Source organism: Streptomyces sp. XH2 (genome assembly GCF_049725035.1).
Lineage (GTDB): Bacteria > Actinomycetota > Actinomycetes > Streptomycetales > Streptomycetaceae > Streptomyces > Streptomyces roseoverticillatus.
In genome coordinates, this window is the sequence record NZ_JBMMMZ010000011.1 from 17,395 (window position 1) to 36,994 (window position 19,600).

The following is a 19,600-nucleotide window of genomic DNA, read 5'->3' on the forward strand; positions in this document are numbered from 1 at the left end:
ATGCCCCAGCACGACTCCTCCAAGGACGATTCCGTCAGGGACGGTTCCTCGAAGGAGACCGACTGCCGGGCCGCGGACGACGCGGCCCGGCAGCGGGCTGCCTTCACCAGGACCTTCGCCGCGATGCTCGCCGTCATCGCGGCCTCGGTCTACTTCGCCCTGCCCAACAACGTCACCACCCCGTCCTGGGCGCCGACCGCCAAGTTCTACTCCTCGGCGTTCGTGCCGCAGGGCTGGGCCTTCTTCACCAAGTCGCCGCAGAGCGAGCAGATGGGCGCCTACCGGCCGGACGGCGGCGAAGCGCCGCGCAACCTGTCGATGACCCCGCAGGGGCGGGCGTCCAACCTCTTCGGCCTGACCCGCCGGCAGCGGGCCCAGGGCCCCGAAGAGGCTCTCCTCAACGCCCAGGTGCGCGACTGGGAGCCGTGCCAGGACGCCAACGACGCGTGCGTGCGCGAAGCGGCGGCACGGCCGGCCCAGGACGTGACCAACGCGTCCCCGCTGCCGAGCCTCTGCGGCGACGTCGTCATGACCAACGAGCGCCCCGTGCCCTGGGCCTACCGGGACCTCTCGCCCGACACGTCGCACATCACCCGCACCGTGCACCTGAGGATCACCTGCCATGGCTGACCGGCCCGCCTCCGCCCTGGACAGGGCCCTGAGCCGCTTCGACCCCCGCACCACCTGGTTCGGCTGGGGCCGCACCCTCATCGCCACGGCCCACCTGATCACCCTGGCGCTCACCCCCACGGCCGCCCTGCTCCACCCGCTCCTCAACGAATCCCCGTACCCCCACTGCCAGAAGGCCCTGGCGGTCTCGGCCTACTGCGTCGGCGGCGACGCGGTCAGCCAGGAGTGGCGACGCTGGATCATGGTCGTCCTGCTGGCCGTCGTCGCCAGCGGCTACCGTCCGCGCTGGACGGTGTGGATCCACGCCTGGCTGCTGTACTCGATCGGCGTCAGCATCGCCCTGCCCGACGGCGGCGAGGCCATCGCCCGCATCGCCGGTCTCCTGCTCATCCCCATGGGCATCGCCGACGACCGGCGCTGGCACTGGCAGCGGCCGAGCACACCGATCGGGCCCACCGCGCGTGGCACCGCCTTCGCCGCGGTCTGGGCGCTCCGCGTCCAGCTCGTGATCCTCTACGTGCAGAGCGGCGTCAGCAAGTTCGGCGTGCCGGACTGGCTCAACGGGTCGGCCGAGTACTACATCCTGCGGGATCCCATCTTCGGGGCGGCCCCGCCTTTCGAGGGCCCGGCGCGCTGGCTGTCCGGGCACGGCCTTACGCTCGGACTGCTCACCTGGGGAGGGATCGTCATCGAGCTGGTGATCGCAGCGTTCCTGGTGGGGCCGGAGCGGCTGCGGAAGGCCGCCTTCGTCCTCGACGTGGTCCTGCACGCGAGCATCATCGCGACCATCGGGCTGTGGAGCTTCAGCCTCATCATGATCGGATGCGCCGCGGTCGCCGCCGCTCCCGACCGGACCCCTCCCGCCGCACCGCGAGTCCCCCCACTACGCAAGGAGCTCCGCCCATGGCAGCAGACACGATCATCGAATGCTCCAAAGGCCACGTCCACTGGGGCACCTGGGTCCATGGCGTCTCGGTGACGACCGTCAAGCTCGGTCCGCGCAGGCTCGGTTGGTGCCGGCCCGGCCGCCACGTATCGCTGCTGCGCCGCACCGACGAGACGCGGCTGACACCGGCTCAGCGCCGCGAGCTGTACGGCGACGCGTGAGGGACGCACGAGTGAGTAGTGATGCACGAGCGAGCGGTGACGTACGAGCGAGCGGTGACGTACGAGTGAGTAGTGACGTACACCCGGAGTGCAGCGACAGTGACGTGCACTTGGAACACGTCGTCGCCGGATACCGCCGGAGGCCCGTGACCGCCTCCCTCGACCTGACCCTCACCCGGGGCGTCCACGTCCTCCTGGGCCGCAACGGAGCCGGCAAGACCACCCTGATGCGCACCCTCGCGGGCATCCTGCCGCCCCTGAGCGGACGCGTCCGCGTCGGCGGCGCGGACCTCGCCGAGGACCCTGCCGCCAAACGCCGCATCGGCCTGCTCTCGCACCGTGCCGCGCTCGCCCCCCAGCTCACCGTCCGGGACAACCTGGACTTCTGGGCCACTGTCCAGGGCCTGCCCCGGGGCGAGCGCGCCCGGCGCGTCGCCGACGCCGCCGGGCGTTTCGACATCACCGCGCTCCTCGGCCGCCGCACCGCCCGCCTCAGCAGGGGCCAGCTCCAGCGGGCCGACCTCGCACGGCTGCTGCTGACCGACCCTCAGGTGCTGCTCCTCGACGAGCCGCTCACCGGCCTCGACCCGGTCAGCGCCGCGGCCACCCGGGAGCTCGTGCGGGGCTGGGCCGCGGACCGCACCGTCCTCTACTCCACCCACAGCGTGCCCGAGGCGCTCACGCTCGCCTCCGGCATCCTCGTCCTCAAGGACGGCGCCATCACCCGCCTGAAGCCCGGATCCGACGGCAGCCCCGGCTACGAAGTGCGCCGTGAACCCGCCACCACCGCCACCCGGGACGACGGCTGGACCCCGGTCGAGGTGGAGCCCGGCGCGACGATCGGCGCCCTCGTCGCCGGGCTCGTCCACGAGGGCGTCACGGTCTCGGACATCCGCCCGGTACGGCCCGACACCGAAACCGCCATCCAGCGGCTCCTGGGTGGTGCGGCATGAACACGGCCGTACAAGCCGGGCCGCTCGCCCGGGCCCTGGCGTCCCGCACCTGGCGGCACCAGGGCAGGCACATCACCCTCGTCCCGCTCGGTGCCGGACTCGCGCTCGTCGTCCTGCTGCTGGTCCTGCCCCGGGTCTACCCCGAGGGCATCCACGGCGACGTCTCCACGGCCTCCAGCGACCTCGCCACGGTGACCGGCCTCCACGGCGCCACCGGCGCGGCCCTCGGCGCGGCCCTCCTGTCGGCACCCGGCCTGCTGGGCGTGGCGGCGGCCCTCATCACGCTCTCCATCAGCCGCGCCGTCATCGCGGGGGACCTCACCAGCGGCGTCATGGAAGCCCTGCTCGCCACGCCCCTCCGGCTCCGCGCGGTCTTCCTCGCCTACACCGGCACCGCCCTGGCCGCGGCGCTGCTCGCCTGGCTCACGCTCGTCGCGGCGTTCACCGGCCCGGCCTGGGCGGTGCTCACCGCGGGCGGCGGCCACGTGCACCTCACCACCGGCTACGTCCTGCTGGGCGTCCTGGTGCCGGCCGGGTCCATGCTGTGGGCCGCCTCGGTGACGGTCTTCACCGCCTTCCTCTACCCGGCCGGACTGCGCGCCACCGCGGGCCTCAACGGCGGTCTCGTGCGCGCCGTGGGGCTGCTGCCCACCCTGGGCGCCACGCTGGCGGTGGCACTGGCGCCGGGGAAGTACACCCAGGTCACGGCGTGGTACGCGGGCGGGTCGCTGACGCTGGCGACCGCTCTGCTCGTCGCCGTTCCGCTCGTCTTCAAGGCCGATCGGCTCCTCGAATGACCAGTCGGTCCGCCTCTCGCTGACCAGTCGGCCTGCCCCTGGCCGACCAGCCGGCCCGCCCCTGGCCGACCAGCCGGCCTGCCCCTGGCTGACCAGCCGGCCTGCCCCCGGTCGACCTCCCCGCCGGCCCCCGGCTGACCCGCCGGTAACACCGGGCCGGCCCCCGGGGCCGAGGGATATCCTCGGACGGAGATCACGGGGGAGGGGACCGCATTTGATACGGGTTCTGATCGTCGATGACGAGGAACTGTTCCGGGCGGGGCTGCGGATGGTGCTGGACGCGGCGGACGGGATCGCCGTGGTGGGGGAGTGCACGGCGACCGACGTGCCGCAGGCGGTCGCCGGCAGCGCCCCGGACGTCGTCCTGCTCGACATCCGGATGCCCGACCGCGACGGCCTCGCCGTCCTCGGGGACCTGAAGTCACGCCAGGGAGCCCCCGCCGTACTGATGCTGACGTCCTTCGACACCGACGCGTACGTGGCCCGGGCCCTGCGGGCGGGCGCGGACGGATTCCTGCTCAAGGACAGCGACCCCGCCTACCTGGTGTGGGCGGTCCGGGCGGCCGCGGCCGGGGGCAGCGCCCTGTCCCCGTCCGTCGCCCGCGCCGTCGTCGACGGCTACGCGTCCTCGATGGAGGGCAGCAGCCCCGCCCCCGTCCGGCCGCCGGCGGACCCGGGTGACCGGGTGGCCCAGCTGACCCCGCGCGAGCGCGAGGTGCTGGCCCTGCTGGGCGACGGCCTGTCCAACCGCGAGATCGCCTCGGAGCTGTACCTCAGCCCCGGCACGGTCAAGGAGCACGTGAGCACCGTGCTGGCCAAGCTCGGCACCGACAACCGGGTCCGCGCCGCGGTCATCGCCTGGCAGTCGGGCCTCACGGGCACCACCGAGGGCCTCGCCCCGCACCCGTCGTGAGCGGTGGGACGGAGCTCACGGACGCGGCGGCCCGGGCCCTGAGCCGGATCCGGCCGCCGGCCTGGCTGGTGGAGGGCGCGCTGCTCGCCCTGGCGGGCAGCGATCAGGCGATGAGGCTGGGCACCCGTACGGCGGAACCGGGCACGCTCGCCGTCGCACTCCTCGCCCTGCTGTCCCTGCCGTGGCGCCGCAGATGGCCGGTACCGGTCCTGCTCCTCACGCTCCCGGCCCTGGCGGCCGGCGGCATGTGGCTCGCGTCCATGATCGCGCTGGTGCGGGTGGCCCTGGAGACGTCCGAAGCGACGGCCGCGCTCTGCGGCCTGTGTGTCGCGGGCGGGGTCCTGCTGGACCGGGCCTTCTTCGGAAGCCCGTTCCCCGACACGGCCGACTGGCTCAGGGTGGAGGTCTACGCCGCCCTGGTGGGGGCGGGCCCCGTGGTGCTCGGCCGGCTGATGCGCTCCCGGCGGCGCATCGCGGAGCAGCTGGTGGAGCTCGCGCGGTCCCGGGACCGGGAGCGGGCGGCCGAGCGCACGGCGGTGGCGGCGCGCGAACGGGCCGCGCTGGCCCGCGAGATGCACGACGTCGTCGGCCACGAGATGAGCCTGATCGCCGTGCGGGCGGCGGCGCTCGCGCACAGCAGCGGCGATCCGGAGGTGCGGAAGGAGGCCGACCTCATCCGCGAGCTGAGCGTGCGGGCCCTGGACGAGGTGCGGCACACCGTCGGCGTGCTCAGAAGGCCGCGGGCGGACGACGCCGCGCCCTCGGCGCGCCGGCTGGCCGACATCAAGGCGCTGGTAGGCCGCAGCGGGCTCGCGGCGCGGACCGTCGTCGTTCCGGGCGAGCGGGTCCGGTGGCCCGCGGCCGTGGAGCTGGCCGCGTACCGCACCGTTCAGGAAGCCCTCACCAACGTCCTGCGGCACGGCGATCCCGGACGGCCCGTCGAGGTGCGGGTCGAGTCGGTGGACGACGACACCTGCCTGGTGGTGGAGGTCCGCAGCGGGCTCGCGGCCGGCACCGGTGAACCGGCGGGGGGCCACGGGCTGGCGGGCCTGCGCGAACGGGCCCGCCTGCTGGGCGGTGACCTGGCGGCGGGTCCCGTGCCGGGCGGCTATCTGGTCCGGGCGGCGTTCCCGGCGCCGGGTGAAACCCTGATCGGGACGCGTTAGCGGCGCGGGCGGTTCGTGAGGTGACGCGGCAGGGTTCGCCGGGCGAGCGGGCCCGGGCCGGTCCGGCACCGGCGGGCAGGTGTGTTGCGCCTGCGCGTCGCGGGGTGCGTTCCGGCGCAGCGCGCCGTTGCGGGTCACGCCTCCGGCCCATGCCCCGGGCCCGTCCGGCACCGCCGGGCAGGCCCGTTCCGGCTGGTCGCCGTGGCGGCGGGGCAGGTGGCTTCCGGCTCGGCCGCCGGGGGAGCGGTGTCAGCCCTCCGGCTCGCCCCCGCGCCCGGTTTCCGCCGGTGGGGACGGCGCCCGGCCGCCCAGCGGCTCGCCCCGCCGTACCGAGCCCGGCGCCCGCGCCGCCGGGTGGTCGGCCCTGGCCGAGGACGTGAGCTGCCAGGGGACGCTGGTCACCATCACGCCGGGGGTGAACAGCAGGCGGCTCTTGAGCCACAGGGCGGACTGGTTGTGCAGCAGGTGCTCCCACCAGCGGCCCACCACGTACTCGGGGATGAAGACGCCCACCACCTCGCGCGGGCTGGAGCGGCGGATGGAGCGGATGTACTCCACGACCGGGCGCGTGATCTCGCGGTACGGGGAGTCGATCACCTTCAGCGGGACGTCGATGTCGAGTTCGTGCCACTGCCGTTCCAGCGAGGCGGTCTCCTCGCGGTCGACGGCGACGGTGAGCGCCTCCAGCTGGTCCGGTTTGAAGGCGCGCGCGTAGGCCAGGGCCCGCAGGGTCGGCTTGTGGAGCGTGGAGACCAGGACGATGACCAGGACCCGGGAGGGCCGGACGAGTTCGGCCCGTGGATCGGTGGACGCGAGCTCGGCCGCGGTCGCGTCGTAGTGCCGCCGGATGCTCCGCATCATCAGCCACAGCAGCACGGCGGCGACCACCGCCAGCCACGCGCCCTGGGTGAACTTCGTGGCCAGCACGATCACCAGCACCAGCCCGGTGACCACGGCTCCGAGGGCGTTGATGACCCGGGCCACTTGCCCACGCCGCCGCATCTCCGGGGCCGCGTCCTCGTCGCGCAGCTCGCGGTTCCAGTGCCGCACCATGCCCGTCTGGGAGAGGGTGAAGGAGGTGAAGACGCCGAGGATGTAGAGGTGGATGAGGCTGGTGACGTCGGCCTTGTAGAACCACAGCAGCAGACCGGCCGCCAGGGCCAGGGCGATGATGCCGTTGGAGAAGGCCAGCCGGTCGCCGCGGTTGTGCAGCTGCCGCGGCAGGTAGCGGTGCTGGGCGAGGATGTCGGCGAGCAGCGGGAAGCCGTTGAAGGCCGTGTTGGCCGCGAGGATCAGGACCAGTGCGGTCGCGGCCTGGACGAAGTAGAAGCCGAAGCTCGACTCGCCGCCGAAGACGGCCGAGGCCAGCTGGGCGATGACGGTGCGCTGGGTGTGCGAGCCGCAGTCGCCCGCGAGGCCGGTGAGCCGGCAGGAGTCGTCCGTGATGTGCACCTTGGCGACCAGCGCGAGCGTGGTCACGCCGACGAACATCGCCACCGCGATGGCGCCCATCACCGCCATCGTCGTGGCCGCGTTCTTCGACTTGGGCTTGCGGAAGGCCGGTACGCCGTTGGAGATCGCCTCCACGCCCGTCAGCGCCGTACAGCCGCTGGAGAAGGCCCGCAGGCAGAGCATGACCAGTGCGAATCCCGCCAGTCCGGTGTCCGCGGGGTCGCCCGTGATCCCGTAGCCCGCGCTCTCGGCCACGGGTGGCCGGCCGAGCAGGTAGCGCAGCAGGCCCGTACCCACCATGATCAGCACGCCGGCGATGAAGAGGTAGGTGGGGGCGGCGAAGGCGCGGCCGGACTCGCGCAGGCCGCGCAGGTTCACGCCGGTCAGCAGGGCGACGAAGCCGATCGCCAGGCCCACGCGGTGTTCGGCCAGACCGGGCAGCGCCGAGATGATGTTGTCCACGCCCGAGGCGACCGACACCGCGACGGTCATCACGTAGTCGACCAGCAGGGAGGCGGCGACGACCAGGCCGGCCGAGGCGCCGAGGTTGGACGAGACCACCTCGTACGAGCCGCCTCCGCTCGGATAGGCGTGCACCACCTGGCGGTACGAGAGGACGACCACGGCCATCAGCGCCACCACGGCGGCGGCGATCCACGGTGTGAAGTGCAGGTACGCGAGCCCGCCGAGCGTGAGGACCAGCAGGATCTCCTGCGTGGCGTAGGCCACCGACGACAGCGGGTCGGAGGCGAAGATCGGCAGGGCCAGCCGCTTGGGGAGCAGCGTCTCGTGCAGTTCCTCGCTGCGCATGGCCCGGCCGATCGCCAGCCGTTTGAGCAGACCCGTCACATTGATCACAGGGCGAGCGTATGTCGTATGCCCGGAATGTCCGGCGGTGCGCAACGCCGGGACCCACCGGCCGGGGAACCGGTTCCGGCTCGATTTCGTTCATGGCCGGTTTGCCACCTGCCGGGCGCCCCGCCGCGGGTGAGATACAGGTATCCGCGCGTAGACGGGCTGCGGAGGTGTGTGTTCCTGTGCGTCCGTCCGGGGGAATGTGTGCGGGCCTGTGCGGTCGCGGGCCGACGTGCGGACCTCCGGCCACACGGGTCACACCGACCGCATTGTCATGCGCTTGTTCCATTGAGAGATCCGGCCTTGATCCACCGACACTGGGAGCCCTTCATGGTGCCTGCGATGCCCGGAGAAGAACGCGAACGTTTCCTTGCCGGCCTCCACGTGGGCGTGCTGGGCGTCGCCGACGGCGACGGCCGCGCGCCGCTGCTCGTGCCCGTCTGGTACCGCTACGAGCCCGGCGGCGACGTCATCGTGCAGACCGGCCGGGAGACCGTCAAAGCGCGGCTGCTGCGCGCGGCGGGGCGGTTCAGCCTCTGCGTCCAGGACGAGAACCCGCCCTACCGGTACGTGAGCGTGGAGGGCCCGGTCACCGCGGTCGACGACCCCGTGGACCCGGCCGAGCGCGATGCCATAGCCCACCGCTACCTCGATCCCGAGGAAGCCCGCGCCTATCTGAAGTCCACCGCCGGCCAGCTCGCCGACGACATCACCTTCCGGATGCGCCCGCAGCGCTGGCGCACCGCCAACTTCGCCGCGTTCGCCGCCGAGTTCTCCGAGGCCGACCGGATCGACCGGGACGGGTGAGAGCCATGAGACCTGACGGACCGGAAGCAACCGAACCCCTGTCCCTTTCGGGCCCATCCCTTTCGGGCCCGTCCCTTTCGGAAGCGAGCACGTACTCATGGCAGACCTGCATGCCCCGGCGCACCCCGCTCCCCTTACCCCGCACGGCTATCCCAGGGAGCGCACCCTCGCCGGACTGTTCACGGCACAGGCGGCGCGGCGGCCGCACGACCTCGCGGCCCGGCACCACGACCGCACCCTGACCTACGGTCAGCTCGCCGCCCGGTCCGACGCCTTCGCCGCGCGCCTGCTCGCCCACGGCATCGAGTCCGGGTCGCCGGTGGGCGTGTGCGGCAGCCGCTCCCTGGAGGCGCTCGTCGCCTTCCTCGGCATCCTCAAGGCCGGCTGCGCCTACGTGCCGCTCGACGAGGAGCTCCCGCCGGCCCGGCTGCGGGCCATGGCCGAGGACGCCGGACTGCGCGCGGCCGCCGTCCTCCCCGGCAGCGGCCGGCGCATCCGCGGGCTGCTGACCTGGATCGAGGTCGACGCCGTGAGCACGCAAACCGCGACCGCGGGGGCCGTGGGCACGGAAACCGAGCCCGCGCCCGCGCCCGCCGGAGCAGCCCCGGGCGCGCCCTTCGCGGCAGCTCCCGTCCCTGCGAACGCGACCGCCACTGCGACCGCCACCGCGACCGACTGCGCCTACGTGATGTTCACGTCCGGGTCCACCGGCCGGCCCAAGCCCGTGGCGATACCGCACCGCGGCGTGGTCCGCCTGGTGCTCTCCGAGCCCGAACTGCCGCCGCCCGGCCCCGGCGACGGCGTCCTGCACGCCTACGGGATATCCTCCGACGCCTCCACCATAGAAATATGGGGAGCGCTCCTCACCGGCGCCTGCCTCGTCCTCGCCGACCGCGAGGAACTGCTGTCCCCCGCGGCGCTGGAGGAGGTCTTCCACGCCCACGGCGTCACCGTGGCCTACCTGACCACCAGCGTCTTCCACCTCGTCGCGCGGAACCGGCCCCGCGCGCTCAAGCGGCTCCGCTTCGTCTCGGCCGGCGGCGAGGCCATGGACCCCGCCCTCGCCCGCGCCGTCCTGGAGGCCTGCCCCGACACCACGGTCGTCAACTTCTACGGCCCCACCGAGAACTCCGTGGTCTCCACGGCCCACATCCTGCGCACCCTGCCCGCCGACGCCGCCGGCGTCCCCATAGGCCGCCCCTTCGGCGCCTCCACCTGCCACGTCCTGCGCCCCGACGGCTCCGCCGCGGCGCCGGGAGAGGAGGGCGAGCTGTACGTCGGCGGGGACGGCCTGGCCCTCGGCTACCCGGGGGACCCGGAGCTGACCGCCGCACGGTTCGTCCGCGTGCCCGCCGCCGAGCCCCACGGCCTGCTGTACCGCACGGGCGACCGGGCCGTACGGACCGCCGACGGCACCCTGGAGTACCGCGGCCGGCTGGACCGCCAGGTGAAGCTGCGCGGCCACCGCATCGAACTCGACGAGGTCGAGGCCCGGCTGCGCACCCACCCCGACGTCGGCGAAGCCGCCGTCGAGATCGAGGCGGGCACCCTGACCGCCTATGTGACCCCGGCGGAACCCGGCCGGGCCGTACCGCTCCCCGCGCTGCGCGCGTACTGCGCGCAGTGGCTGCCCGCCCAGGCCGTCCCCGCGCTCGTGCCCCGGGAGTCCTTCCCCGTGACGAGCGGCGGCAAGGTCGACCGCGGCCGGCTGGCGGCGGACACGGCCGCGTCCCCCGTCGCCGCCGAAACCCCTGACGGCACACAGGCGCCCACCGACCCCGGCGTCGCCGGCCTGCTCGACGCCCTCGCCGAGGTGTGGCAGCTCGTGCTGCGCGTCCGCCCCGCGCCCGACGACGACTTCTTCGCCCTCGGCGGCGACTCCCTCCTGGCCGCCGAAGCCGTCACCCGCACCCTGGCCGTGCTCCACCTCGACGCGGGACTCGGCTCCACCCTGGTCAGGGCCCTGCTGGCCGCGCCCACGCTGGCGGGCTTCGCCGAAGCCGTCCGCGAGGCGCGCACCGGCGCCGCGCACCAGGCCGTCCCCGCCGTGGACTTCCGCCGCGAGGCCGAGCTCGGCTTCGTCCTCCCGCCCGCCGAAGGCCCCGCACCCCGCCCCGGCCGGCCGGAGCACGTGCTGCTCACCGGCGCCACCGGCTTCGTCGGCGCCTTCCTCCTCGACCGGCTGCTGCGCGCCACCACCGCCCTCGTCCACTGCCCCGTCCGGGCGTCGAGCCCCGCGCACGCCGAGCGGCGCGTGAAGGCTGGCCTCCTGCGCTACGGCCTCCGCCCGGACGCCGCGGCCTGGCAGCGCGTACGGTGCTTCCCCGCCGACCTGGCCGCCCCCGGCCTCGGGCTGGCCCCCGGACACGCCGCCGAGCTGTCGCGCTCCCTGGACCTGATCGTCCACAACGCCGCCCGCGTCAACTTCCTCTACCCGTACGAGGCCCTGCGCCCGGCCAACGTCGACGGCACCCGCGAGATCGTCCGGCTCGCCGCGCCCCGGCGCGTCCCCGTCCACTTCCTGTCGACCGTCGCCGTCGTCGCCGGCTTCGGCACGGCCGGCGTGCGCACGGTCGACGAGGACCTGCCGCTGGACCACGCCGACGGGCTCACCATGGGCTACGCGGAGAGCAAGTGGGTGGCCGAAGGGGTACTGCGCAGCGCGGCGGAGCAGGGCCTGCCGACGGCCGTGTACCGGCCGTACGAGGTCACCGGCGACCGGGAGCACGGCGCCTGCAACACCGAGACGGCCATCTGCTCGCTGTTCAAGACCATCGCCGAGACGGGCCTCGCGCCCGACATCGACCTCCCGATGGACTTCGTGCCCGTGGACCACCTCGCCGAGGCCGTGGTCCACATCGCCACGCGGCGCCCGGCCACGGGGCGGGTCCACCACGTCACCAACCCCCGCCCGGCCACGCTGGCCGACGTCCTCGACCGCATGCGGGCGGCCGGCTTCGCACTGCGGACGCTGCCGTACGGGCAGTGGGTCGGCGAACTCGTCCGCCACGTCGCCCGCAACCCCACCAGCCCCACGGCCCCGTTCGTCTCCCTGTGCGTCGACCGGAGCAACAAGGCCGACATCTCCGTGAAGGAGATGTACCTCAACGGCGTCTTCCCGGCCCTGGGGCGGCGCAACGCCGAGGAGGCGCTGGCCGGCAGCGGGCTGGAGTGCCCGCCGGTCGACGCCGCCCTCCTCGACCGCTACCTGGAGTACTTCTTCACCTCCGGCTACATCGCCCGGCCCGCGAGCGCGGCCGCCGAGGAGGCGTGACATGACGGCCATGGAAGAAACGGGCGCCACCGGCAGCACCACACCGGGCGCCACCGGCACGCCCACGCCGGATGCCGGCGGCACCCCCATCCCCGTCCCGGCCTTCGACCCCGCCGACCCCGGCCCGCCCTGCGCCTACGCGCGCCTGCGCACCGAGCGGCCCGTCGTCAAGGCGCTCATGCCCAACGGCGAGACCGGCTGGCTCATCAGCCGCCACGAGGACGTGCGCGCAGCCTTCGCCGACCCCCGGCTCACCCGCCCCCTGCTCTCCGCCTGGCCGCCCCGCGAGGACGCCGACGCCCCGCCGCCGTGCCTGCCCACCTTCCTGGAGATGACCGGCGAGCACCACACCCGCGTCCGCCGCGCCGTCTCCCCGCTCTTCACCCGCCGCCAGCTGGAGTTCATGGCCCCGCGGATCCGGGCCGTGGCGGAGGAGCTGATCGACACCATGGTGCGCGGCTCCCGCGACCGGACGGGCGACCTGGTGGCGTCCTTCACCGAGCCCCTGCCGCTGCGGGTGCTGTGCGAGACCGTCGGCCTGCCGCACGAGGACCGCGACCTCTACCTGCCGCACACCCTCACCCTGCTCAGCGCCGCCGGCCTGCCCATGGACGAGATCCTCGCGGCGCTGTACGCCCTCCAGGACTACGCGTCCGGCCTGATCGACCGCAAGGAGAAGGAGGCCGGCGGGCCGGACGAGGGGGACTACGTGAGCCTCCTCCTCGCCGAGAGCCGCCGGGAGGGCGGCGACCTGACCCGCGACGACGTCGTCAGCTTCGTCGTCACCATGCTCATGGCCGGCTACAAGACCAACATCCAGCACACCGCGAACGCCCTGCTGGCGCTGCTCACCCACCCCGACCAGCTCCGCCGGCTGCGCGACGACCCGGACGGCACCGACACCGCGGTGGAGGAACTGCTGCGGCACGTCCCGCTGATGAACGCCATCAACGTCCTCGTGGCCCTGGAGGACTTCACCCTGCACGGGCAGCGGATCCGCGCCGGCGACGCGGTCCTCCCGGTGATCGCTTCCGCCAACCGCGACCCGGAGGCGTTCCCCGACCCCGACCGGCTCGACCTGACCCGCTCGCCCAACGCGCACACCGCGTTCGGCTACGGGCCCCACTACTGCACCGGGGCCCACCTCACCCGGCTCCAGCTGTCCGTCGCCCTGCGCGTGCTGCTGGAGAAGCTGCCGGACCTGGAGCTCGCCGAGCCTGCGGGCTCCCTGCCCTGGGACGAGTCCACGCCGCTGCGCGCCCCGGCCCGGCTGCCGGTCCGCTGGTGACCCCGCCCACTCCCCGGAACCCCCGAAAGGTCTCGCGCACCGTGTCCGCACCCGAACAGGCCCTTCCCCACTACCCCTTCAGCGACCGGGGCGACCGGCTCGCCCCCGAACTCCACGACCTCCAGAGCCGGTGCCCCGTCGCCAAGGTCCGTACGAACGCGGGCGGCGAGGCCTGGCTGGTCACCGGCTACGAGCTCGCCCAGCAGGTGCTGCGGGAGCGCAAGTTCGCCCGGTCGGTGCTGGGCGCCCCCGGCGGTCCGACCCAGGACGCCCCGATCCTCGCGCCCGAGCTGCTGGACGCCATGAACCACCTGCAGCGCGCCGGGCTGCGCGACGAGGTCCTGAAGGCGCTCAGCCGCAAGCAGCCCGACCTGCCGGCCGACTGGGTCGCCGGGATCACCGTCCAGGGCCTGGACGCCATGGTCCGCGAGGGCGCCCCCGGCGACCTCCAGCACCACTTCGCCGAATGGGTCGCCGCGCAGTGCATGTGCCGCCTGCTGGGCCTGCCCTTCGAGGACCGCCACTGGCTGGCCGTCCGCGCCGACCTCGACCTGACCATGAAGACCGCCACCGACGAGGAGCTCGCCCGGAACTGGGAGGAGATCCGCGCCTACATGCAGGACTACACCGCCGCCCGCCCGGCCGGGCCCCGCGGCCTCCTGGACCGCCTCGCCGACCTCAACGACCGCGAGGAGCTCGACGGCCGGCAGCAGGCGCTCGACGAGAAGCAGTTCTCCAACATCGCGGCCATGCTCTGGGTCACCGGCTACGAGGACTTCGCGAGCTTCCTCGGCGTCGCGGCCCTCAACCTCCTGCGGCGCCCGGAGCTCATGGACACCCTGCGCGCCCGGCCGGAGCTCATGCCCCGGTGCGTCGAGGAACTGCTGCGCTGCAGCGTCGTCCTGGGCAACGCCATCCCGCGCTTCGTCACGCAGGACGACCGGCTCGGCACGGCGGCCGTCAAGGAGGGCGACCTGATCCTGCTCTCCCTCGACGCCGTCAACTTCGACCCCGGCGCCTTCGAGGACGCCGGGGACTTCGACCCCGACCGCTCGCCCAACCCGCACCTGCGGTTCGGCTACGGGCGGCACCACTGCCCGGGCGCGCACCTGGTCCGCCGCCAGTCCGAGACGGCGTTCCGGACCCTGCTGGAGCACCTGCCGGGCCTGCGCCTCGCGGTGCCGGCGGACGAGGTCCCGTGGGTGCCCAACCGCATGGCCATCAGGCCCGCGGGGATGCCCGTCACCTGGTGATCCGGGACGCCCCGTGCGGCGGCGGGAGCACTCCGCCGCCGCACGGGGTCACGGGTCACGGGGTCACAAGGGAGCGCGTCAGCGCTTGGCGACGAACGCCCGGCCCGACTTGCTGCCGGCGGAACAGGACGCCTTCTCCTCCGCGGTCATCTTGCGGGACTTGACGACCACCGCGTTGCTCTTGCCGTCCGTGCCGTTGGCGGCCGGGCCGGTGATGGTGTCCGGCACGTACCAGTAGTAGTGGCCCCACTTCGGGCTGTCGTAGTGGGTCTGCCACGTGCCCGTGACGGTCTGCATCACCTGGGCGCGGGAGATCCAGCCGACCTCGCCGGGCTTCACCGTCATGTTCAGCGAGCTGTTCTCTTCGTGGTTGCTCGACCAGGTGTGGCCGTAGTTCGCGGTGACGCTCACGTCCACGATGCCCGCGATCTTGCCGCCGGCCGTGACGGAGACGCCGACGGAGTCCGTCGACCCGACCGAGTCGGACCAGCCCATCGACTGCGTGGCGTCCGAGCTGCTGCAGTTGTAGAGCGAGTTGGACACCTGGCGGAACTCGCCGAGGAACGCCTTGCCGAGCACGGGGTCGTTGAAGCTGCACTTCCCCTCGCCGGACGCGCAGTCGGCTATGAGCTGCTTGCGCGTGGGCTGGTCGTCGGCGGCGGCCGGGGCGGCCATGGCCGCCGTCAGCCCGAGTGCGGCCGCCGAAAGAGCCGCGAATCTGGCGCCGTTGCGCAGTGCCTGCTTGTTCAACGTGATCTCCTGCCTCTCAACTCACGTGAGGGAAGCACTGGTTCCATGTGGCGGAACCAGTGATTCCGGGGGGTGATCTTGAGGCTCGTGCATGGATTGGGTCAACAACACCAAGGAATGGCAAAGTTGTAGTTGATCTAGAAACGGTGCAGGACCTTATGCAACTGGTTGCAAAAACGGCCCGGGGGCTCTAGAACTGGTACGACCGCACCGTGAGAAAGGCCCCCGATGAGCCCGTATCCGCACCTCATGAGCCCCCTCGACCTCGGGTTCACCACCCTTCCCAACCGCGTGATCATGGGATCGATGCACGTCGGGCTGGAGGAGGCCGAGCACGGCTTCGTGCGGATGGCCGCGTTCTACGCGGCCCGCGCCCGCGGCGGCGCCGGGCTGATCGTCACCGGCGGCATCGCCCCCAACGAGCGGGGCCGCCCCTGGGCGGGCGGCGCCAAGCTGACCACCGCGGCCGAGGCCGAGGAGCACAAGGCCGTGACCGCCGCCGTCCACCGCGAGGGCGGCCGGATCGCCCTGCAGATCCTCCACTTCGGGCGGTACGCGCACCACGACGCTCTCGTCGCCCCCAGCGCGATCCAGGCGCCCATCAGCCCGTACGTCCCGCACGCCCTCACCGGCGACGAGGTCGAGGAGACCATCGAGGACTTCGTGCGGACCGCGGAGCTCGCCCGGGACGCCGGGTACGACGGCGTCGAGATCATGGGCTCCGAGGGCTACCTGATCAACGAGTTCGTCGCGGCCGCGACCAACCGGCGCACCGACCGCTGGGGAGGCCCGTACGAGAACCGGATCCGCTTCCCCCTGGAGATCGTCCGCCGCACCCGAGAGCGCCTCGGCCCCGGCTTCATCCTGATCTACCGCCTGTCGATGCTCGACCTCGTGCCCGGAGGCTCCTCCCTGGCCGAAGTGATCACCCTCGCCAAGGAGATCGAGGCCGCCGGCGCCACGATCATCAACACCGGCATCGGCTGGCACGAGGCCCGGATCCCGACCATCGCCACGTCCGTGCCGCGCGGCGCGTACGCCTGGGTGACGAAGAAGCTCATGGGCTCCGTGTCCGTCCCCCTGGTCACCACCAACCGCATCAACACCCCCGAGCTCGCCGAGCGGCTCCTCGCCGAGGGCCACGCCGACCTGGTCTCCCTGGCCCGGCCCTTCCTCGCCGACCCCGACTTCGTCGCCAAGGCGGGCGCCGGCCGGGCCGACGAGATCAACACCTGCATCGGCTGCAACCAGGCCTGCCTCGACCACACCTTCAGCGGCAGGATCACGTCCTGCCTGGTCAACCCGCGCGCCTGCCACGAGACCGAGCTCGTCCTCGCCCCCACCCGCCGCCGCAAGCGCATCGGCGTCGTCGGCGCGGGCCCCGCGGGCCTCGCCTTCGCCGTGTCCGCCGCCGAGCGCGGCCACGCCGTCACGCTCTACGACGCGGCCCCCGAGATCGGCGGCCAGCTCAACGTCGCCAAGCGCGTCCCCGGCAAGGAGGAGTTCGAGGAGACCCTGCGCTACTACCGCACGCAGCTCTCCCTCCACGGCGTCGACGTCCGCCTGTCCACCCCCGTCACCGCCGCCGACCTCACGGCCGCCGCGTACGACGAGATCGTCCTCGCCACCGGCGTCACCCCCCGCACACCCGACATCCCCGGCACCGGCCACCCCAGCGTGCTCGGCTACCTCGACGTCCTGCGCGACGGGGCCGAGGCCGGCCGGCGCGTCGCCGTCGTCGGCGCCGGCGGCATCGGCTTCGACGTCGCCGCGTACCTCACCGACAGCGGCGACGGCGCGAGCCTCGACCCGGAGACCTACTTCCGCCGCTGGGGCGTGGACACCGGCTACCGCACGCCCGGCGGCCTCGGCGAGGCCGACCGGCCCGCACCGCCCCGCACCGTGCACCTCCTCCAGCGCAAGGCCACCAAGGTCGGTGCCGGACTCGGCAAGACCACCGGCTGGATCCACCGCACCGAGCTCAAGCACCGCGGCGTCACCATGACCGCCGGCGTCACCTACGACCGCATCGACGACGCCGGCCTGCACATCACCGTCGACGGCACGTCCACCGTCCTGCCCGTCGACACGGTCGTCCTGTGCGCCGGCCAGGAGCCGCGCCGCGAGCTGTACGAGGAGCTGCGCGCGGCCGGGCGGTCCGTCCACGTCATCGGCGGCGCCGACGTCGCCGCCGAACTCGACGCCAAGCGGGCCGTGCGCCAGGGGACGGAGCTGGCCGCGGAGATCTGAGACGACGGCCCGCACCCGCGTCCGGTCCTTAGGATGCGGGCATGTCCCTCCCGCACGCGATCCTCACCGCACTCCTCGAAAAGCCCTCCTCCGGGCTGGAGCTCGCCCGCCGCTTCGACAAGTCGATCGGCTACTTCTGGTCCGCCACGCACCAGCAGATCTACCGGGAGCTGGGCAAGCTCGAACAGGCCGGCCTGATCCGGGCCCTGCCCGCCGCCGCCCCGGCGCGCGGGCAGAAGAAGGAGTACGAGGTCCTGCCCGCCGGCCGGGCCGCGCTCACCTCGTGGGTCGCCGGGGCCGACGACCCCCGGCCCGTTCGCGACCCCCTGCTGCTGCGCCTGCGCGCCGCGGCCGTCGTGGGCACGGCCGGCCTGGCGGAGGAGCTGCGGCGCCACCTGGAGCTGCACCGGCGCCAGCTGGCCGAGTACCGGGCGATCGAGGAACGCGACTTCCCGCCGGAGCGCGACAGCGAGGAGGACCGGCTGCGCCACGCGGTGCTGCGCGGCGGCATCGGCCTGGAGACCTTCTGGACGGAGTGGCTCGCCGAGGCGCTCACGGCGGTGGGGGAACAAGCGGTGGGGGAACAAGCGGCGGGGGAGCGGGGGAGCGGCCCGGCCTGAGGACCAGGCCGTCGGCGCCGATGGTGCCGCTCGTCACCAGCGCCTGCTCCGCCGTGACGTCCGTCATGAAGACGAACGGCGGCGCCACCGGCGGCACGGGCAGCCGGTCCGGGGTGAAGGTGAGGCAGAGGACGCCCTGGACACAGCCGGTCAGGCGGGTGAGGTACAGCGTCACCTGCCCGCCGAGTCTCAGCTCGTCGGCCGCCAGGGACAGTTCGGCGCCGCCCCCGTCCCGGGTCCGCAGCCGGTAGTCGGCCAGGGACGCCGCCCGCATGCTCAGCACCATGGCCCGGCGCGGCCCGTCCGCGGTCGGGACGTCGGTGACGCGGGCGAGCGTGAACCCGGACGGGGCGAACCGGGTGGTGGTCACGGTCGGCGGCGTGCGCGCGGTGGTGACGGCGTCCGGAGCCGGCGGACGCGGGCCGGGCGCGGGGGCGGCGGTCGCGGCGAGGAGCACGAGGGGGAGGGCGATCGCCAGCGCCTTCTGCGGAGGGTGGTCCGGAGGGGCCGGGAATCCGCGGGGCGGTGCCGGGGCCTCCGGCGTCCACGCGAAGCCCGTCGCGCCGCCGGCGATCCCCAGCAGCATGCCGGCGAGGAACCCGCCCAGGTTCGTCACTGCGAAGGACAGCACCGACACGATCACCGCGTGCACCCCGACGTAGTGCCGGGTGTGCGGCAGGAACCACAGGAACAGTCCCGCCACGACGAGCGCCGCCCCGACGCCGAGCGCGGCGATGCCCCCGAGCCCCAGGCCGACCAGGACCGACACGGGCGCCAGCGGCACCGCGGCGATCTCGGCGCCGGCGAGGACGAGCAGGGCGCCGGCCCAGAACGGCCGGGTGCGCCGCCAGGCCGCGAAGCGGGTCCGCCGCCGGGTCAGAAGCACGCCTTGCCGTTCAGGCTCACGTCCAGCGCCAGTCCCTTGAGCTTGAAGTCCCCGCCGGTGGCGGACCGGGCGTGCGAGTGCACCCCGGACACCGACACCTCCGAGGCCTGCAGCCCGAACTGCCCGGCCTCGCCCTGAACGCCGGGCACCGCGTCCAGCGTGGAGGCGTCCCGGCCCAGCTGGATCCGGCCGAAGGTGGCGTCGCCGAGCAGGTCCTCGCTGTCGAGGACCAGGTTGCTCGCCCTGACCGCCCCGGCCTTCCCGCCGGCCGTCAGCTTGAACACGACCGTCCCCAGCGGCGTGCCGACCCGCGCGGCCTGGCAGATGTCGGAGAGCGTGGCGTCGCCGATGCCGAGCAGGGCGACGGGGTGGCCCGTGCCGTCCGCGGAGCGGTCGACGTGGACGTACGAGGCGAGGCCCTTGCTCGACAGCTCGCCCGACGACACCTGGAACGCCGATCCCGACACGGCGAACGACGACGCCAGCACGCCCTCCGCCATCCCGACCGCCATCGCCGCGACGGCCACGAGCGCCGGTACGGCGACGGCGGCGGCCTTCTTCCAGGACGTCCTGCCCTCGGGTGGGTTCATGGCGGATCC

General features: G+C 73.7%; 17 protein-coding genes. 13 read left to right on the forward strand and 4 right to left on the reverse strand.

The window, feature by feature from the left end; all coding sequences use genetic code 11:
- The 7 genes from ACOTKD_RS22475 (at nt 1) to ACOTKD_RS22505 (ending at nt 5,566) form a co-directional block, all read left to right on the forward strand.
- Nucleotides 1–630: an SdpA family antimicrobial peptide system protein gene (locus tag ACOTKD_RS22475; protein WP_424890793.1), complete on the forward strand. Its 630-nt coding sequence runs from the start codon at nt 1–3 to the stop codon at nt 628–630.
- Complete coding sequence (locus ACOTKD_RS22480) at nt 623–1,609, forward strand: sporulation-delaying protein SdpB family protein (RefSeq protein WP_424890794.1); 987 nt, start codon at nt 623–625, stop codon at nt 1,607–1,609. The genes ACOTKD_RS22475 and ACOTKD_RS22480 overlap by 8 nt, the downstream gene beginning before the upstream one ends.
- Nucleotides 1,606–1,737: a hypothetical protein gene (locus ACOTKD_RS22485; RefSeq protein WP_302866185.1), complete on the forward strand. Its 132-nt coding sequence runs from the start codon at nt 1,606–1,608 to the stop codon at nt 1,735–1,737. Before ACOTKD_RS22480 ends, ACOTKD_RS22485 begins: the two co-directional genes overlap by 4 nt.
- A 65-nt stretch (nt 1,738–1,802) precedes the next feature.
- Entirely contained in the window at nt 1,803–2,690 is an 888-nt protein-coding gene (locus ACOTKD_RS22490; RefSeq protein ID WP_424890795.1) for an ABC transporter ATP-binding protein, read from the forward strand.
- A complete protein-coding gene (locus tag ACOTKD_RS22495; protein ID WP_424890796.1) occupies nt 2,687–3,487 on the forward strand; it encodes a hypothetical protein in 801 nt (266 codons plus the stop codon). The genes ACOTKD_RS22490 and ACOTKD_RS22495 overlap by 4 nt, the downstream gene beginning before the upstream one ends.
- Before the next feature lie 214 nt (nt 3,488–3,701).
- Complete coding sequence (locus ACOTKD_RS22500; RefSeq protein ID WP_424890797.1) at nt 3,702–4,400, forward strand: response regulator; 699 nt, start codon at nt 3,702–3,704, stop codon at nt 4,398–4,400.
- Nucleotides 4,397–5,566 carry a sensor histidine kinase gene (locus tag ACOTKD_RS22505; protein WP_424890798.1) on the forward strand — a complete coding sequence of 390 codons (1,170 nt, stop codon included), beginning with the start codon at nt 4,397–4,399 and terminating at the stop codon, nt 5,564–5,566. Before ACOTKD_RS22500 ends, ACOTKD_RS22505 begins: the two co-directional genes overlap by 4 nt.
- A 249-nt stretch (nt 5,567–5,815) precedes the next feature.
- On the opposite strand, the gene ACOTKD_RS22510 is transcribed toward ACOTKD_RS22505, so the two are convergent.
- Nucleotides 5,816–7,828, reverse strand: a complete 2,013-nt coding sequence (locus ACOTKD_RS22510) for an APC family permease (protein WP_424891058.1) — start codon at nt 7,826–7,828, stop codon at nt 5,816–5,818.
- Between the two features lie 387 nt (nt 7,829–8,215).
- Between ACOTKD_RS22510 and ACOTKD_RS22515 the strand changes: the two genes are divergently transcribed.
- The 4 genes from ACOTKD_RS22515 to ACOTKD_RS22530 all read left to right on the forward strand — a co-directional run bounded on the left by ACOTKD_RS22515 (nt 8,216) and on the right by ACOTKD_RS22530 (nt 14,495).
- Nucleotides 8,216–8,680 carry a pyridoxamine 5'-phosphate oxidase family protein gene (locus ACOTKD_RS22515; RefSeq protein WP_424890799.1) on the forward strand — a complete coding sequence of 155 codons (465 nt, stop codon included), beginning with the start codon at nt 8,216–8,218 and terminating at the stop codon, nt 8,678–8,680.
- Nucleotides 8,681–8,777: 97 nt separating this feature from the next.
- Entirely contained in the window at nt 8,778–11,954 is a 3,177-nt protein-coding gene (locus ACOTKD_RS22520) for a non-ribosomal peptide synthetase (RefSeq protein ID WP_424890800.1), read from the forward strand.
- A gap of 1 nt (nt 11,955) precedes the next feature.
- Nucleotides 11,956–13,242: a cytochrome P450 family protein gene (locus ACOTKD_RS22525; protein WP_424890801.1), complete on the forward strand. Its 1,287-nt coding sequence runs from the start codon at nt 11,956–11,958 to the stop codon at nt 13,240–13,242.
- 41 nt (nt 13,243–13,283) lie between these two features.
- Nucleotides 13,284–14,495 (forward strand): cytochrome P450, encoded by a 1,212-nt coding sequence (locus ACOTKD_RS22530; RefSeq protein WP_424890802.1) that lies wholly within the window; start codon nt 13,284–13,286, stop codon nt 14,493–14,495.
- 78 nt (nt 14,496–14,573) lie between these two features.
- Here ACOTKD_RS22530 and ACOTKD_RS22535 read toward each other — a convergent pair whose 3' ends face one another.
- The gene (locus ACOTKD_RS22535) at nt 14,574–15,245 is read right to left on the reverse strand and encodes a hypothetical protein (RefSeq protein ID WP_424890803.1); all 672 of its coding nucleotides are present in this window, start codon (nt 15,243–15,245) and stop codon (nt 14,574–14,576) included.
- A 228-nt stretch (nt 15,246–15,473) separates the two neighbouring features.
- On the opposite strand from ACOTKD_RS22535, the gene ACOTKD_RS22540 reads away from it, so the two are divergent.
- Together ACOTKD_RS22540 and ACOTKD_RS22545 are read left to right on the forward strand one after the other, a co-directional pair.
- Nucleotides 15,474–17,495, forward strand: a complete 2,022-nt coding sequence (locus ACOTKD_RS22540) for an FAD-dependent oxidoreductase (RefSeq protein WP_424890804.1) — start codon at nt 15,474–15,476, stop codon at nt 17,493–17,495.
- A 41-nt stretch (nt 17,496–17,536) separates the two neighbouring features.
- Complete coding sequence (locus ACOTKD_RS22545) at nt 17,537–18,115, forward strand: PadR family transcriptional regulator (protein ID WP_424890805.1); 579 nt, start codon at nt 17,537–17,539, stop codon at nt 18,113–18,115.
- Here ACOTKD_RS22545 and ACOTKD_RS22550 read toward each other — a convergent pair.
- Nucleotides 18,048–19,001: a DUF6114 domain-containing protein gene (locus tag ACOTKD_RS22550; RefSeq protein WP_424890806.1), complete on the reverse strand. Its 954-nt coding sequence runs from the start codon at nt 18,999–19,001 to the stop codon at nt 18,048–18,050. The two genes, ACOTKD_RS22545 and ACOTKD_RS22550, sit on opposite strands and share 68 nt — an antisense overlap.
- Nucleotides 18,992–19,591 carry a DUF6230 family protein gene (locus ACOTKD_RS22555; RefSeq protein ID WP_424890807.1) on the reverse strand — a complete coding sequence of 200 codons (600 nt, stop codon included), beginning with the start codon at nt 19,589–19,591 and terminating at the stop codon, nt 18,992–18,994. Before ACOTKD_RS22555 ends, ACOTKD_RS22550 begins: the two co-directional genes overlap by 10 nt.
- Nucleotides 19,592–19,600: the final 9 nt, after the last annotated feature.

Coding starts and splice junctions, on each gene's coding strand:
- ACOTKD_RS22475 (WP_424890793.1), top strand. CDS start 1: ATGCCCCAGCACGACTCCTCCAAGGACGATTCCGTCAGGGACGGTTCC.
- ACOTKD_RS22480 (WP_424890794.1), top strand. CDS start 623: ATGGCTGACCGGCCCGCCTCCGCCCTGGACAGGGCCCTGAGCCGCTTC.
- ACOTKD_RS22495 (WP_424890796.1), top strand. CDS start 2,687: ATGAACACGGCCGTACAAGCCGGGCCGCTCGCCCGGGCCCTGGCGTCC.
- ACOTKD_RS22510 (WP_424891058.1), bottom strand. CDS start 7,828: ATGCGCAGCGAGGAACTGCACGAGACGCTGCTCCCCAAGCGGCTGGCC.
- ACOTKD_RS22515 (WP_424890799.1), top strand. CDS start 8,216: ATGCCCGGAGAAGAACGCGAACGTTTCCTTGCCGGCCTCCACGTGGGC.
- ACOTKD_RS22520 (WP_424890800.1), top strand. CDS start 8,778: ATGGCAGACCTGCATGCCCCGGCGCACCCCGCTCCCCTTACCCCGCAC.
- ACOTKD_RS22525 (WP_424890801.1), top strand. CDS start 11,956: ATGACGGCCATGGAAGAAACGGGCGCCACCGGCAGCACCACACCGGGC.
- ACOTKD_RS22540 (WP_424890804.1), top strand. CDS start 15,474: ATGAGCCCGTATCCGCACCTCATGAGCCCCCTCGACCTCGGGTTCACC.
- ACOTKD_RS22545 (WP_424890805.1), top strand. CDS start 17,537: ATGTCCCTCCCGCACGCGATCCTCACCGCACTCCTCGAAAAGCCCTCC.
- ACOTKD_RS22555 (WP_424890807.1), bottom strand. CDS start 19,591: ATGAACCCACCCGAGGGCAGGACGTCCTGGAAGAAGGCCGCCGCCGTC.